The sequence below is a fragment of the Enterobacter sp. PL_is514 genome, assembly GCF_055816715.1.
Genome location: NZ_JBVPGN010000029.1, coordinates 74,275 through 90,909, shown reverse-complemented (window position 1 = coordinate 90,909; position 16,635 = coordinate 74,275). Strand labels below are relative to the sequence as shown.

Here is a 16,635-nt window from a genome sequence, read left to right as displayed (position 1 = left end):
TTGTTAAATACCGGGGGTGATTTTCACCCCTTTTTTTTGCGTACTACATGGAGTAACACGCGTATGTCTTATTTTTTATCAGGAGTCATCTAGAGCGTTGGCTATGCTTTAAGGAAGAGTCATTTCTTACCTGAGGTTCGAACGGAGCAGATTGGATGCACATTTTTGTGCTGTCCCGTTCAGGTCACATTAAAAGTCGTCCCGGAGCGCTTAAAAAGGACGACATAAAAAACAGGATGAATACCATGTCCGATCGTGTGGATAGAGACGTGATTAATGCGCTTATTGCGGGTCATTTTGCTGACCCCTTTTCTGTGCTTGGGATGCACCGTACTGAGGCCGGTCTGGAAGTTAGGGCACTGTTACCGGATGCCACAGAAGTCTGGGTGATTGAACCCAAAACCGGCCGCAAGGTGGGTAATCTTGAATGCCTCGATTCCCGTGGCTTCTTCTCGGGCGTAATGCCCCGTCGTAAAAACCCGTTTCGCTATCAGCTCGCCGTTCTCTGGCACGGTCAGCAAAACCTGATTGACGATCCCTACAGCTTTGGCCCTCTGCTTAAAGAGATGGACGCCTGGCTGCTCTCCGAAGGGACGCATCTTCGTCCTTATGAAACGCTGGGTGCCCATGCCGATACCATGGACGGCATTACCGGCACGCGCTTCTCCGTGTGGGCGCCCAATGCCCAGCGCGTCTCCGTTGTCGGGCAGTTCAACTACTGGGACGGCCGCCGCCACCCGATGCGTCTGCGCCGGGAAACCGGCATCTGGGAGCTGTTTATCCCCGGGGCGCACCACGGGCAGCTTTATAAATTCGAGATGATCGACGCCCACGGCAAGCTGCGCATTAAAGCCGACCCGTATGCCTTCGAAGCGCAGATGCGCCCGGATACCGCGTCGCTGATTTGCGGCCTGCCGGAGAAGGTCGTTCAGACGGAGGAGCGCAAGCAGGCTAACCGCTTTGATGCGCCGATCTCCGTCTATGAAGTCCATCTTGGCTCCTGGCGTCGCCACACCGATAACAACTTCTGGCTGAGCTACCGGGAGCTTGCCGACCAGCTGGTGCCGTATGCAAAATGGATGGGCTTTACCCACCTTGAGCTGCTGCCGGTCAACGAGCACCCGTTCGACGGCAGCTGGGGCTATCAGCCCACCGGGCTGTATGCGCCGACCCGCCGCTTCGGCACCCGCGACGACTTCCGCTATTTCATTGATGCCGCGCACGCCGCCGGGCTGAACGTCATCCTCGACTGGGTGCCGGGTCATTTCCCGGCGGATGATTTCGCGCTGGCAGAGTTTGACGGTACGAAGCTGTACGAGCACAGCGATCCGCGCGAAGGCTATCACCAGGACTGGAACACGCTGATCTACAACTACGGTCGCCGTGAGGTCTCAAACTACCTGGTCGGGAATGCCCTGTACTGGATCGAGCGGTTTGGCATCGATGCCCTGCGCGTGGATGCGGTGGCGTCGATGATCTACCGCGACTACAGCCGCAAAGAGGGGGAGTGGATCCCGAACGAGTTTGGCGGCCGCGAAAACCTGGAAGCGATTGAATTCCTGCGTAATACCAACCGCATTATCGGCGAGCAGGTGGACGGTGCCGTGACCATGGCGGAAGAGTCGACCGACTTTGCGGGCGTCTCCCGTCCGCCGTCATTGGGCGGCCTGGGGTTCTGGTATAAGTGGAACCTGGGCTGGATGCACGACACGCTCGACTACATGAAGCTGGATCCGGTTCACCGTAAGTATCATCACGATAAGCTGACGTTCGGGATGCTCTACAACTACACCGAAAACTTCATGCTGCCGCTGTCGCACGATGAGGTGGTACACGGCAAAAAATCGATTCTCGACCGCATGCCGGGCGACGCGTGGCAGAAGTTTGCCAACCTGCGCGCCTACTACGGCTGGATGTTTGCCTTCCCGGGCAAAAAACTGCTGTTTATGGGCAATGAGTTCGCTCAGGGACGCGAGTGGAACCACGACGCCAGCCTCGACTGGCATCTGCTGGAAGGCGGCGACAACTGGCATCACGGGGTGCAGCGGCTGGTACGCGATCTGAACCTGACCTATCGCCACCACAAAGCGCTGCACGAGCTCGACTTCGATCCGTACGGCTTTGAGTGGCTGGTGGTGGACGACCACGAACGCTCGGTGTTTGTCTTTGTGCGTCGTGACAAAGCCGGTAACGAGATCATCGTCGCCAGCAATTTTACGCCGGTGCCGCGCGAACACTACCGCTTCGGCATTAACCAGCCGGGCAAATGGCGCGAAATTCTGAATACCGACTCGATGCACTACCACGGCAGTAACGCCGGTAACGGCGGGCTGGTACAGAGCGACGCCATCGAAAGCCACGGACGACCCAACTCCCTGAGCCTGACGCTGCCGCCGCTTGGCACCATCTGGCTAATGCGGGAGGGCGAATGACGCAGCTTACGGCAGGTAAACCCGAACCGCTCGGGGCGAGTTTTGACGGGAAGGGGGTCAATTTCACCCTCTTTTCCGCTCACGCTGAGCGGGTAGAACTGTGCGTGTTTGACGGGGAAGGTAACGAGCACCGTTACGATTTACCCGCGCGCACGGGGGATACCTGGCACGGCTACCTGGCCGGAGGGCGGCCAGGCTTGCACTATGGCTTTCGCGTACACGGTCCGTGGGATCCGGCGCAGGGGCACTGGTTTAATCCGGCGAAGCTGTTGATTGACCCGTGCGCGCACCGCGTGGACGGCGAATTTAAAGACGACCCGCTCTTCCACGTGGGTTACGGCGATCCCGACCACCGCGACAGCGCGCCCGTCGCGCCAAAAAGCGTGGTGGTGAACGATCTTTATGACTGGGAAGACGATGCCCCGCCGCAGACGCCGTGGGGCCATACCGTCATTTATGAAGCCCACGTCAAAGGACTGACGTACCTGCACCCGTCGATCCCCAAAGAGATGCGCGGTACCTATAAGGCGCTCGGGCATCCCACCATGATCGCCTACCTGAAGCACCTCGGCATCACCGCTCTGGAACTGCTGCCCGTCGCCCATTTTGCCAGCGAGCCGCGCCTGCAGCGGCTGGGGCTCAGCAACTACTGGGGCTACAACCCGCTGGCGATGTTCGCGCTTGAGCCACGCTATGCCGCTCATCCGGAAAAGGCGCGGGACGAGTTTCGCGATGCGGTGAAGGCGCTTCATACGGCGGGCATTGAGGTCATTCTGGATGTCGTGCTGAACCACAGTGCCGAAAGCGATCTCGACGGTCCGACGCTCTCCATGCGCGGAATTGATAACCGTAGCTATTATTGGATCAGGCAGGATGGCGATTATGAGAACTGGACCGGCTGCGGCAACACGCTCAATCTCAGCCATCCGGCGGTCACGCATTTTGCTTATGAATGCCTGAAATACTGGGTGGAAACATTCCACGTCGACGGTTTTCGTTTCGACCTGGCGCCCGTGATGGGGCGCACGCCGGCGTTCAGCAAGCAGGCGCCGCTGTTTGAGGCGATAAAAAACTGTCCGGTGCTCTCGCAGGTGAAGCTCATTGCCGAGCCGTGGGACATCGGAGAAGGTGGTTATCAGGTCGGGAATTTCCCGCCGCTGTTTGCCGAGTGGAACGACCACTACCGCGACGCCGTACGCCGCTTCTGGCTGGAGCGGAATCTGTCGCTCGGGGAGTTTGCCGGACGTTTTGCCGCTTCAAGCGATCTCTTTAAGCGCGACGGCAAACGCCCGTCGGCCACCGTCAATCTGTTGACGGCGCACGACGGTTTTACCCTCAGGGACTGCGTTTGTTTCAATCAGAAACACAATGAGGCAAACGGCGAAGAGAATCGCGATGGCACTAACAATAACCATAGCTTTAATCATGGTATAGAAGGGTTAGGCGGAAGTCTGGATGTGATAGAGCGGCGACGCGCCAGCGTACATGCGCTGCTGACAACGCTTTTATTGTCGCAGGGCACGCCGATGCTGCTGGCAGGCGATGAACACGGCCACAGCCAGCACGGTAACAACAATGCGTATTGCCAGGACAACACGTTAACCTGGCTCGACTGGGGTGAAGCCAACAGCGGGCTGATTCATTTTACCGCTGCGCTGATCCATCTTCGCCAGCAGATCCCCGCGCTGACCGCCGACCGCTGGTGGGAAGAGGGTGACGGCAACGTTCGCTGGCTGAATAAAGACGCGCAACCGTTAAGCGCGCAAGAGTGGCAACACGGCGTACCACGCCTGCAAATCCTGCTGTCGGATAAATGGCTGGTCACGCTGAACGCGACGGATGACGTCGCAGAGATTGTTTTACCTGAAGGGGAATGGCGCGCCGTTCCTCCCTTTGCCGGAGCGGATAATCCGGTAGTAATGGCTGTCTGGCACGGGCCTGCGCACGGAGTGTGCGTATTCCAAAGATGATAAAAAAGGAGTTAGTCATGGTTAGATTAGAGAAGAACGATCCCTTAATGTTGGCACGCCAGCTACCATTAAAAACGGTTGCCCTGATACTTGCGGGCGGGCGTGGTACCCGTCTGAAAGATTTGACCATCAAGCGCGCCAAACCGGCTGTTCACTTTGGTGGTAAGTTCCGTATCATCGACTTTGCGCTCTCCAACTGCCTGAACTCGGGCATTCGCCGCATCGGCGTCATTACGCAGTATCAGTCGCATACGCTGGTTCAGCATATCCAGCGCGGCTGGTCATTCTTCAGCGAAGAGATGAACGAGTTTGTCGATCTCCTTCCTGCGCAGCAACGCGTCCACGGCGAGAACTGGTATCGCGGGACAGCGGATGCGGTGACCCAGAACCTCGACATCATTCGTCGCTACAACGCGGAATACATCGTGATCCTCGCCGGGGACCACATCTACAAGCAAGATTACTCCCACATGCTGATCGACCACGTCGAAAAAGGGGCGCGCTGCACCGTGGCGTGTCTGCCTGTGCCCGTTGCTGAAGCGACGGCGTTTGGCGTCATGCACGTGGATGCCGACGACAAAATTATCGACTTCGTTGAAAAACCGGCGAACCCGCCAACCATGCCGGGCGATGACACCAAATCGCTTGCCAGCATGGGGATCTATGTCTTTGACGCAGATTATCTTTATGAGCTGCTGGAAGAAGACGACAAAGACGAAAACTCCAGCCACGACTTCGGTAAAGACATCATTCCGAAAATCACGAAAGCTGGCATGGCGTATGCACATCCTTTCCCGCTGTCCTGCGTGCAGTCCGACCCGAATGCGGAACCTTACTGGCGCGATGTGGGCACGCTGGAAGCGTACTGGAAAGCGAACCTCGATCTGGCATCGGTCACGCCTGAACTGGATATGTACGACCAGAACTGGCCGATTCGTACCCATATGGAGTCGCTGCCGCCGGCCAAGTTCGTCCAGGACCGCTCCGGCAGCCACGGTATGACGCTGAACTCGCTGGTGTCCGGCGGGTGCATTATTTCAGGCTCGGTGGTGGTGCAGTCGGTGCTGTTCCCCCGCGTGCGGATAAATTCATTCTGTAATATCGATTCGGCAGTCTTGTTGCCGGATGTCTGGGTAGGGCGCTCGTGTCGTCTGCGTCGTTGCGTGATCGACCGTGCCTGCGTCATCCCTGAAGGGATGGTTATTGGGGAGAATGCGGAAGAAGACGCGCGTCGTTTCTACCGTTCGGAAGAGGGGATCGTGTTAGTCACACGGGAAATGTTGCGGAAGCTGCAGATCAAACAGGAGCGATGATGCAGGTTTTACACGTATGTTCTGAGATGTTCCCGTTGTTGAAAACGGGCGGACTGGCAGATGTGCTTGGCGCATTACCGGCGGCGCAAATCGCCGGAGGCGTGGATACCCGAGTCCTGCTGCCCGCCTTTCCGGATATCCGGCGCGGTATACCTGATGCGAAAGTGGTGACCCGCCGTGAAACGTTTGCCGGACGCATTACCCTGCTGTTTGGACATTACAATGGCGTAGGGATTTACCTGATCGACGCGCCGCATTTATACGATCGCCCGGGCAGCCCGTATCATGATACGAACCTGTTCGCCTACACCGACAACGTGCTGCGCTTTGCGCTGCTCGGCTGGGTCGGTGCAGAAATGGCGACGGGGCTGGATCCGTTCTGGCGCCCGGATGTGGTGCACGCGCACGACTGGCACGCCGGGCTTGCCCCGGCGTATCTCGCCGCGCGCGGCCATCCGGCCAAATCGGTCTTTACCGTGCACAATCTGGCGTATCAGGGGATGTACTATGCCCATCACATGAGTGAAATCGATCTGCCATTATCGTTCTATAACATGCACGGGCTGGAGTTTAACGGGCAGATCTCGTTCCTGAAAGCCGGGCTGTACTACGCCGATCACATCACGGCGGTGAGCCCAACCTACGCGCGTGAGATCACCCAGCCGGCGTTTGGCTACGGTATGGAAGGGTTGCTGCAGCAGCGCCATCGCGAAGGACGCCTGTCGGGCATTCTGAACGGCGTGGACGAACAGATCTGGAGCCCGGAAACCGATCTCCTGCTGGCGGCGCGTTATGGCCGTGATTCCGTGGAAGACAAAGCGGAAAACAAACGCCAGCTGCAGATTGCGATGGGCCTGAAGGTTAACGACAAAGTGCCGCTGTTCGCGGTGGTCAGCCGCCTGACCAGCCAGAAAGGGCTGGATCTGGTGCTGGAGGCACTGCCCGGTTTACTGGAGCAGGGCGGACAGCTGGCGCTGCTCGGCGCGGGCGACCCGGTGCTGCAGGAAGGCTTCCTTGCCGCCGCGGCGGAACATCCGGGTCAGGTGGGCGTGCAGATTGGCTACCACGAGGCATTCTCGCACCGCATTATGGGCGGCGCGGACGTCATCCTGGTGCCAAGCCGTTTCGAACCCTGCGGCCTGACGCAGCTGTACGGCCTGAAATATGGCACCCTGCCGTTGGTACGCCGCACGGGCGGACTGGCGGATACCGTATCCGATAGCTCTCTGGAAAACCTGGCGGACGGTATCGCCAGCGGGTTTGTCTTTGAGGACAGTAATGCCTGGTCGCTGCTTCGGGCGATTCGGCGTGCTTTCGTCTTGTGGTCCCGTCCATCGCTGTGGCGTTACGTACAACGTCAGGCGATGTCCATGGACTTTAGCTGGCACGTCGCGGCGCAGTCATACCGCGATCTCTATCAACGCTTGATGTAACGAGGCGAAGTTACTGATATGAACGCTCCATTTAGCTACTCTTCACCCACGCTCAGCGTTGAGGCGTTAAAGCACTCTATCGCCTACAAGCTGATGTTCACCATCGGGAAAGATCCGGTTATTGCCAACAAGCACGAGTGGCTGAACGCTACCCTGTTTGCGGTGCGTGACCGTTTAGTGGAACGCTGGCTGCGCTCAAACCGCGCCCAGCTCTCTCAGGAGACGCGTCAGGTTTACTACCTGTCGATGGAATTTTTGATTGGCCGCACGCTGTCCAATGCGCTGTTGTCGCTCGGTATTTATGACGACGTCAAAACCGCACTGGAAGAGATGGGGTTAGATTTAGAAGAACTGATCGACGAAGAGAACGACCCGGGCCTCGGTAACGGCGGTCTGGGACGTCTCGCCGCCTGCTTCCTCGACTCGCTGGCGACGCTGGCGCTGCCGGGCCGCGGCTACGGTATTCGCTACGATTACGGCATGTTCAAGCAGAACATCGTCGACGGGCGTCAGAAAGAGTCCCCGGACTACTGGCTGGAGTACGGTAACCCGTGGGAGTTCAAGCGCCACAACACGCGCTACAAGGTGCGCTTTGGCGGGCGTATTCAGCAGGAAGGGAAAAAATCCCGCTGGGTGGAAACGGAAGAGATCCTGGCCGTGGCCTACGACCAGATTATCCCCGGCTACGACACCGACGCCACCAACACGCTGAGGCTGTGGAGCGCCCAGGCCAGTAGCGAAATTAACCTCGGTAAATTTAACCAGGGTGACTACTTCGCGGCGGTGGAGGATAAAAACCACTCCGAGAACGTATCCCGCGTGCTGTACCCGGATGACTCGACCTACTCAGGCCGCGAGCTGCGCCTGCGTCAGGAGTACTTCCTTGTTTCGGCGACCATTCAGGACATCCTTAGCCGTCACCATCAGCTGCACAAAACCTACGCCAACCTGGCGGAGAAAACCGCGATCCACCTTAATGACACCCACCCGGTGCTTTCTATTCCGGAGCTGATGCGCCTGCTGATCGACGAGCATAAATTCAGCTGGGACGACGCCTTTGAGGTGACCTGCCAGGTGTTCTCGTACACCAACCACACGCTGATGAGCGAAGCGCTGGAAACGTGGCCGGTGGACATGCTCGGCAAAATCCTACCGCGCCATCTGCAGATTATCTTTGAGATTAACGACTACTTCCTCAAGACGCTGCAGGAGCAGTATCCGAACGATACTGGCCTGCTGAGCCGCGCGTCCATCATTGATGAGTCGAACGGTCGTCGCGTGCGCATGGCCTGGCTGGCGGTTGTCATCAGCCACAAGGTCAACGGGGTGTCCGAGCTCCACTCGAACCTGATGGTGCAGTCGCTGTTTGCGGACTTTGCGAAGATCTTCCCGACGCGGTTCTGCAACGTGACCAACGGCGTCACCCCGCGCCGCTGGCTGGCGCTGGCCAACCAGCCGCTCTCTGAGGTACTGGACGAGAATATTGGCCGTACCTGGCGTACCGATTTGAGCCAGCTGAGCGAGCTGGAACAGCATATTGATTTCCCGACGGTGAACAAAGCCGTGCGCGAAGCCAAGCTGCTGAACAAAAAGCGTCTGGCGGTCTGGCTGGCGATGCACCTCAACGTGGTGGCAAACCCGAAAGCGCTGTTCGACGTGCAGATCAAACGCATCCATGAATACAAGCGTCAGCTGATGAACGTGCTGCACGTGATCACCCATTACAACCGCATTAAGGCCGATCCGACGGCCGAATGGGTGCCGCGCGTGAAGATCTTTGCCGGTAAGGCGGCGTCGGCCTACTACATGGCGAAGCACATTATTCATCTCATCAACGACGTGGCGAAGGTGGTTAACCAGGATCCGGACATTGGCGACAAGCTGAAGGTGGTGTTCATTCCGAACTACAGCGTCAGCCTGGCTCAGCTGATCATCCCGGCGGCGGATCTCTCTGAACAGATTTCCACGGCGGGGACGGAAGCATCCGGCACCAGTAACATGAAGTTTGCCCTTAACGGCGCGCTGACCATCGGTACGCTTGACGGGGCGAACGTCGAGATGCTGGAGCACGTGGGCGAAGACAATATCTTTATCTTCGGTAATACGACAGAAGAGGTGGAGGCGCTACGCAGAAAAGGCTACTCGCCACGTCAATATTACGAAGGGGATGAAGAGTTGCGTCAGGTGCTGACGCAGATCGCGACCGGCGTGTTTAGCCCGGATGAACCGAGCCGCTACCGCGATCTGGTGGATTCGCTGATTAACTTTGGCGATCACTATCAGGTGCTGGCGGATTATCGCAGCTACGTGGACTGTCAGGACAAGGTGGACGAACTGTATCGCCAGCCGGAGAAGTGGACCAGCGCCGCGATGTACAACATCGCCAATATGGGCTATTTCTCGTCTGACAGGACCATCAAGGAGTATGCCGAGACGATCTGGCATATTGATCCGGTGAGGTTATAAAAGCAAAACGGCAACCTCGGTTGCCGTTTTTAGTGTTTGTTCCCTCTCCCTGTGGGAGAGGGTCAGGGTGAGGGCATCAGCCCGCACCGATCGCATTAAGACGCCAGCGACAGCTCACGCTTTCCCGCATGTTGCAGTAACCACTGCGCCACGCGAGACTGCTGCTCGGCGTTGAGCCACATCCCTTCTTTGGTACGGCGCCAGATAGCATCGTCCAGACGACGCACCCACTCGTGCTCAACCAGGTAGCGCAGCTCGGCTTCGTACAGCTCGTGGCCGAAATGCTCGCCCAGATCCGCAATGTCCTTCGCATCGCCCAGGAACAGCTCGGTATTGCTGCCGTAGGTGCGGGCATAGTGGCGCGCCATCCCTTCGGTGATGAACGGGAAGCGACGGCGCAGTTTCGCGGCGTAATCATCGCGGTTACCGCCGATATCACCGCCGGGCAGCACCGCGCCTTTGGTCCATGCCGGGCCAATGCCTTTGTAGTACGGCGCCAGTTTTTCCAGCGCGTGCTCGGCCAGTTTGCGGTAGGTGGTCAGCTTGCCGCCAAACACGGACAGCAGCGGCGCCTGACCGTCTACGTCGTGAATATCGAGCGTATAGTCGCGGGTGATGGCCTGCGGTGAGTCAGACTCGTCATCGCACAGCGGACGCACGCCGGAGTAGGTCCAGACCACGTCGTCGCGTGACAGCTGTTTCTTAAAGTGCGCGTTATACACTTTGAGCAGGTAGTTCACTTCGCTCTCGTCGATCTCGACGTTCTTCGGATCGCCTTTGTACTCCACGTCGGTGGTGCCGATGATCGAGAACTCGTCCATCCACGGGATCACAAACACGATGCGCTTGTCTTCGTTCTGCAGAATGTAAGCCTGCTTCTGGGTATGCACGCGCGGCACCACAATGTGGCTGCCCTTGATCAGGCGGATGCCGTACGGCGAAGGCAGATGCATGCCGTCGTCGAAGAACTGCTTCACCCACGGGCCGGTAGCGTTCACCAGGCCGCGCGCTTTCCAGCTGAATTTCTCGCCGGTATCGATGTCTTCCGCTTCCACAATCCACAGGCCGTTTTCACGACGGGCAGCGGTCGCGCGGGTACGGGTTTTCACCTCGCCGCCTTTCTTCTCAACCATCTGCGCGTTCGCCAGCACCAGACGGGCATCGTCCACCCAGCAGTCGGAATATTCGAATCCGCGCACGATTTCAGGCTTAAGGACCGATTCTGAGCCAAAACGCAAACCTTTCGAACCCGGGAGACTGGTGCGTTTACCCAGATGATCGTACATAAACAGACCAATTCGGATCATCCATGCCGGACGCAGATGCGGGCGATGGGGCAGGCGGAAGCGCATCGGAATCGCCAGATGCGGGGCCATTTTCAGCAGCACTTCACGTTCGGCCAGCGCTTCACTGACCAGGCGGAATTCGTAGTGTTCCAGGTAGCGCAGGCCACCGTGAATCAGTTTGGAGCTGGCGGACGACGTCGCGCAGGCGAGATCGTTAGCTTCCAGCATCAGTACGGATAAACCGCGTCCTGCGGCATCGACCGCAATACCGGCACCGTTGATGCCACCGCCTATCACAATCAGATCTTTGGTTTCCATAACACCCTCATGCACTTTCGTTAAAGCTCAGAAATGTTCGATATCGCTCATAATAGCAAAGGAACGCGCTTTTGGTAACATCAAAAAAACAATTTAGAGTGATATGGATAACATAATGGCGTTTACCCGCCGCCAGGACGTACACTACGGGGTAAAATCTTGTCGTTGACCACTGTAAAGAGAACACCATGGATCAGTTTGAATGTATTAACGTAGAAGAAGCCCACCAGAAGATGCACCAGGGAAAAGCGGTGCTGGTGGACATCCGCGATCCGCAGAGTTTTGCGATGGGCCATACGCCGGGCGCGTTCCATCTCACCAACGACACGCTGGGCGCGTTTATGCGCGATAACGACTTCGACACGCCGGTCATGGTCATGTGCTATCACGGCAACAGCAGCAAAGGCGCGGCGCAGTATCTGCTTCAGCAGGGCTACGACGCGGTATACAGCGTCGACGGCGGCTTCGATGCCTGGCATCGTCATTTCCCGGCAGAAGTGGAATACGCTTTTGAGCGCTGATCCCGCTATACTGTCCCCTTTTGTGTGGAAATAAGCGACCGCTGCCCATGTTGATGATCACCTCTTTTACCAACCCGCGCGTCGCCCAGGCGTTTGTCGACTATATGGCGACGCAGGGCGTTATTCTGACTATTCAGCAACATACGCAGACCGACGTCTGGCTGGCCGATGAGAGCCAGGCCGGGCGGGTAAACGAGGAACTGGCGCGTTTTCTTGAGAACCCTGGCGACCCGCGCTATCTGGCGGCAAGCTGGCAGTCCGGCCAGACCGGAAGCGGATTGCACTACAGCCGCTTTCCCTTCATCGCCACCATTCGCGAGCGCGCGGGCCCGTTTACGCTGCTGCTGATGGCGGCCTGCATCATTGTCTTCATTATCATGAACGTGGTCGGCGACCAGAGCGTGATGATTGCCCTGGCGTGGCCCTATGATCCGTCTGTTGAGTTTGACGTCTGGCGCTACTTTAGCCACGCGCTGATGCACTTCTCGGTGATGCATATCCTCTTTAACCTGCTCTGGTGGTGGTATCTCGGCGGTGCCGTTGAAAAGCGTCTGGGCAGCGGCAAGCTGATCGTTATCACCCTTATCAGCGCCCTGCTGAGCGGCTACGTGCAGCACAAGTTCAGCGGGCCGTGGTTCGGCGGGCTATCGGGCGTTGTGTATGCCCTGATGGGCTACGTCTGGCTTCGTGGGGAGCGCGACCCGGAAAGCGGCATCTATCTGCAGCGCGGATTAATAACCTTTGCGTTAATATGGCTAATTGCCGGATGGTTTGATCTGTTTGGTATGTCTATCGCCAACGGTGCACACGTCGCCGGGCTGGCCGTGGGGCTGGCGATGGCGTTTGCCGACACGCTCCATGCGCGAAAACGAACATAATTCTCAGGGATAATTGATGAAACAAACACAACGTCATGACGCCATTATCGAACTGGTAAAAAAACAGGGATACGTCAGCACCGAAGAGCTGGTGGAGCAGTTTGCCGTCAGCCCACAAACCATCCGTCGTGACCTGAACGACCTGGCCGATCAGAACCGTATTCTTCGCCACCACGGCGGCGCGGCGCTGCCGTCCAGCTCGGTTAACACCTCCTGGCACGACCGTAAAGCCACGCAGACGGCGGAGAAAGAGCGTATTGCCCGCAAGGTCGCCAGCCAGATCCCGAACGGGGCAACGCTGTTTATTGATATCGGCACCACGCCGGAAGCGGTCGCCCATGCGCTGCTGGATCACGAGAACCTGCGCGTGGTCACCAACAACCTGAACGTGGCCAACACCCTGATGCAGAAAGACGATTTCCGCATCATCCTCGCGGGCGGCGAACTGCGCAGCCGCGACGGCGGGATTATCGGCGAAGCGACCCTCGATTTTATCTCTCAGTTCCGCCTCGACTTCGGCATTCTGGGGATCAGCGGCATCGACAGCGACGGCTCGCTGCTGGAGTTTGATTACCACGAGGTGCGCACCAAGCGCGCGATCATTGAAAACTCGCGCCACGTGATGCTGGTGGTAGACCATTCGAAGTTTGGCCGTAACGCGATGGTGAACATGGGCAGCATCAGCATGGTGGATGCGGTCTACACCGACGTGATGCCGCCGGCGGGCGTGATGCAGGTGATTAAAGATAATAATTTGCAGTTAGAGTTGTGTTGAAAAGCCGTTCTCCCTCTCCCTGTGGGAGAGGGTCGAGGTTAGGGCATCAGGCCGCACAAAACCTAAACTCCGTACCCCATCATCTTCAACAGCTGCTGTGCATGCTGCACCGCATCCTGACGATGCGCCACGCCCAGCTTCTGGTACAGGTTGCGGATATGCGTTTTGATGGTGGTCGCCGCCACCGCCAGCTCACCGGCAATCTGTTCGTTGCTGTAGCCTGAATAGATCAGCCCCAGAACCTGCCATTCGCGCTGGGTGAGCGGGCTGGTGCGGATAAGCTCCGGCACTTCCGGGTGGTTCAGCAGACGTTCAACGAAGTTCTCATCGAAGTGCGCGAACTTGTGCCGATGATGCTGGTTAATCTCGCGCAGAATACGCTGGGCGCGATGCTGATCCAGCTCCGGCAGCGTGTTGAGCTGAATAAGCTGACGCAGCTGCTGCGCCATCACTTCACCTTCAATCACAAAGTGGCTGATAAACCCGGTGCGGTTAGCCAGCTGCAACGCCTCCAGCAGCACGCGCTGGGCATCATTTTTACGACCCGCCTGCCAGTAGAGCTGGTTCTGCAGCAGCAGGTTGCGGTTCAGGTCGCTCATCAGGCGCAGGCTGCGCGCGTTCTCGTTCAGCTCCTCCAGGACAATCTCTGCGGGCTCTAAATCACCGAGCAGGATCTGCGCGCGGGCGATGTTGCGCCACTGGCTCTGCAGAAAGTGGTTGTTGGCAAATTCCGGTTTTGGCGTCTGGCGCAGCCAGTTGGCGGCGGATTTTTTGTCGCCGGTCATCTGCCAGTAAATCACCCGAACCTTATCGGCGTTCGATACCCAGTCGCTATGATACTGGCCGTTGCCGAGCAGGTTCTCCAGGCGGTTCAGATGGTTGCGGGCGTTATCGAGATCGCCGCGCGCCAGCGAGCACTGCACCAGCAGCGCCAGGCACTGCAGCTGCTGCTGCGGCTGGAAGCTGGAGAGCACGTCTACACCCTGACGGGCGCAGCTTTCTGCTTCATCCAGACGCGACCATGCCCACAGCAGCTGAGCGCGAATACGCAACAGGAACTCGTGCATCGGCAGCTGTTCCAGATGCTGTTCACGAATCAGCTGGAACGCTTTTTCCTGGTTTTCCCAGGCGGCCTGCAGGAACCCCTGCGCGAATAAAATCTCACTCTGTTGGATCAGGCTCCACAGCGCGTAGTGCCAGACATCATGACGACGCGCCATCTGCTCGGTTTGCTGCATCAGTGAAAGCGAACGCGTGAGATCGCCTTTGCAGTGCAGCACTTCGCCGTGCACCGAGGTCGCCACGATGCGGCTGTAGAAGTTAGCCAGCGGCAGTTCATCCAGCGCGACCATCGCCAGCCGTTCAGCTTCGTCCGGGTCGCCGTCGTTAATGGCCACCTGAGCGCGCAGCGCGTTGAACTCGCCGTGCAGGGTGGTATCCATTTCGCTTTCCATCTCCTGCTCGGCGCGCGCCAGCAGGGTGTTCACTTCGCTGTAACGATGCTGGCTCTGCATCAGCCAGGCCTGCAGCAGCACCAGACGCGGGTTCTCCAGCAGGCTTTCCCACGGCAGGGCTTTGAGGGACTCTTCCAGCAGCGTCAGTTCGCTGTGGTTAAACAGGCCCCATGCATGGTTGAGGAGGATATCGCGCAGCATGCTGGCATCACCGGCGGCCAGCGCGTGGTGGATGGCCTCGCTCGGGAAGCCTTGTGCCATCCAGCCTTCAGCGGCGGCACGGTGAATCTCCGGGAGTTCAACCGCCATTTCCCACTGACAGCGCTGGCGCAGGAAGCTACCAAACAGCGGGTGATAGCTAAACCACTCGCCCGGATCGTCCATGCGCGTCAGGAAAAGGCCCTGACGTTCAATCTCTTCGAGCTGCAGCTGACCGTTTTCACAGCCCGTCACCCGCACGATGAGCGCATCATTCATGGAACGCAGCAGAGAGCTTTTCAGCAGGAAATTACGCGTCGAGGGATCGACGCTGTCCAGCACCTCATCCACCAGGTAGTCAGAAAGGTGGCTGGCGTTGATGCCCGCCAGACGCCGCGCAGACTGATGCGCCGGACTGTTGTTTTGCCGGGCAGAGAGGGCGATAAGCTGCAGCGCCGTGGCCCAGCCCGCAACGTCATCACACAGACGGCTGCTTTCGGCGGCCTCAATCGGTGAGGTCAGGCGGCAGTCAAAGAACTGTTTAGCTTCCTGGTGGGTAAAGGCCAACTGCTGGCTGCCCACTTCCAGAAGCTGATCGCGCACGCGCAGGTTGGCAATACCCAGCTGCGGCAGGTTGCGTGACAGCACGACTAAAGTCAGGTTTTCCGGCTGATGGCGCAGGAAGAAACGCATCGATTCATGAATCACCGGGTTAGTGATGAGATGATAATCATCAATCACCACGTAAAGCGGGCGATGCCATTCGGCCAGTTCGATAAACAGCTGAGAGAAAAGGGAAGACAAGCTGGCATACTGGCGCTTTTGCACCATCATCTCACTGGCGACGCAGTGTCCATGGGTGGCTTGCTGTATGGCAGCAATCAGATAGCTGGCAAAACGCTCTTGCTGGTTATCGCCCTCATCGAGGGAGTACCAGCCAAGATCGCTCTTACCTGCGGCCCATTGCGAAATGAGCGTTGTTTTTCCATAACCTGCAGGGCTCGTAACCAGCGCCAGTCGGAAATTATGCGCGCCGGAAAGTTTAGCCAACAGACGTTCGCGGACCACTGTATGGTCAAGGCGAACCGGGCGACTTAATTTAGACGGAATCAACATAGGTTTCACTTCACTGTGGGGAACGAGAGATTTTATTTTTTTTGCGCTTCGTAATTAATGGATATAAGGTCGGCCAATAAGTTAACTATTGCAAGTTATGTCTGGATTTGGTGGCTGTGAATTTGCACTCTGTCACAAAACATTCAGGAAGAAGATGGAACTTTCTGGAAAGGTCTTTGACGCCGCGTCACTGCTGGCTTGTCTGTACTGGTTACCGCTGCGCTGAAACTGGTTTCAGAAAGGGATAGTGACGTCAAATTTAATATACTGCTGGTAAAGTTAAGGGAGATTAATAATCTCCTTAGCGATTACCCGATTGCAGAAATATTATTCTACGTAAGTAATTATTTCGGTGGGGTTTGATTTCACCCGAAACTGCATTTCATTTCTTTGACATTATACTCGGTTACTTTTTTATCTTCCGGGCACACTCGAACTATGCTCTGAGAGTGGCCTCGATCACACTTTTCTGCTC

Annotated in this window: 10 protein-coding genes; 8 read left to right on the top strand and 2 right to left on the bottom strand. The window is 57.5% G+C overall.

Annotated elements, in window-relative coordinates; translation table 11 throughout:
- The first annotated feature begins 245 nt into the window (after nt 1–245).
- From glgB to glgP, 5 genes are read left to right on the top strand one after another with little or no spacing between them, the layout of a single operon-like run.
- Nucleotides 246–2,432 (top strand): 1,4-alpha-glucan branching enzyme, encoded by a 2,187-nt coding sequence (gene glgB, locus AC0TNG_RS08900; protein WP_045416955.1) that lies wholly within the window; start codon nt 246–248, stop codon nt 2,430–2,432.
- Entirely contained in the window at nt 2,429–4,402 is a 1,974-nt protein-coding gene (glgX, locus tag AC0TNG_RS08895) for a glycogen debranching protein GlgX (protein ID WP_024908887.1), read from the top strand. The genes glgB and glgX overlap by 4 nt, the downstream gene beginning before the upstream one ends.
- Before the next feature lie 17 nt (nt 4,403–4,419).
- Nucleotides 4,420–5,715 (top strand): glucose-1-phosphate adenylyltransferase, encoded by a 1,296-nt coding sequence (gene glgC, locus AC0TNG_RS08890; protein WP_008503066.1) that lies wholly within the window; start codon nt 4,420–4,422, stop codon nt 5,713–5,715.
- Nucleotides 5,715–7,148 (top strand): glycogen synthase GlgA, encoded by a 1,434-nt coding sequence (gene glgA, locus AC0TNG_RS08885; protein ID WP_024908888.1) that lies wholly within the window; start codon nt 5,715–5,717, stop codon nt 7,146–7,148. The genes glgC and glgA overlap by 1 nt, the downstream gene beginning before the upstream one ends.
- An 18-nt stretch (nt 7,149–7,166) precedes the next feature.
- Entirely contained in the window at nt 7,167–9,614 is a 2,448-nt protein-coding gene (glgP, locus tag AC0TNG_RS08880) for a glycogen phosphorylase (RefSeq protein ID WP_032648304.1), read from the top strand.
- 95 nt (nt 9,615–9,709) lie between these two features.
- Here the strand turns inward: glgP and glpD are convergent, their stop codons facing one another.
- On the bottom strand, nt 9,710–11,218 hold the full coding sequence (gene glpD, locus AC0TNG_RS08875; RefSeq protein ID WP_024908890.1) for a glycerol-3-phosphate dehydrogenase: 1,509 nt from the start codon (nt 11,216–11,218) through the stop codon (nt 9,710–9,712).
- A gap of 188 nt (nt 11,219–11,406) precedes the next feature.
- Between glpD and glpE the strand changes: the two genes are divergently transcribed.
- From glpE to AC0TNG_RS08860, 3 genes are read left to right on the top strand one after another with little or no spacing between them, the layout of a single operon-like run.
- Nucleotides 11,407–11,739, top strand: a complete 333-nt coding sequence (gene glpE, locus AC0TNG_RS08870; protein WP_008503062.1) for a thiosulfate sulfurtransferase GlpE — start codon at nt 11,407–11,409, stop codon at nt 11,737–11,739.
- A 47-nt stretch (nt 11,740–11,786) separates the two neighbouring features.
- Nucleotides 11,787–12,617 carry a rhomboid family intramembrane serine protease GlpG gene (gene glpG, locus AC0TNG_RS08865; RefSeq protein WP_024908892.1) on the top strand — a complete coding sequence of 277 codons (831 nt, stop codon included), beginning with the start codon at nt 11,787–11,789 and terminating at the stop codon, nt 12,615–12,617.
- A gap of 16 nt (nt 12,618–12,633) precedes the next feature.
- Nucleotides 12,634–13,392 (top strand): DeoR/GlpR family transcriptional regulator, encoded by a 759-nt coding sequence (locus tag AC0TNG_RS08860; protein WP_008503060.1) that lies wholly within the window; start codon nt 12,634–12,636, stop codon nt 13,390–13,392.
- A 62-nt stretch (nt 13,393–13,454) separates the two neighbouring features.
- On the opposite strand, the gene malT is transcribed toward AC0TNG_RS08860, so the two are convergent.
- The gene (malT, locus tag AC0TNG_RS08855; protein WP_024908893.1) at nt 13,455–16,160 is read right to left on the bottom strand and encodes an HTH-type transcriptional regulator MalT; all 2,706 of its coding nucleotides are present in this window, start codon (nt 16,158–16,160) and stop codon (nt 13,455–13,457) included.
- Between the last annotated feature and the right edge of the window lie 475 nt (nt 16,161–16,635).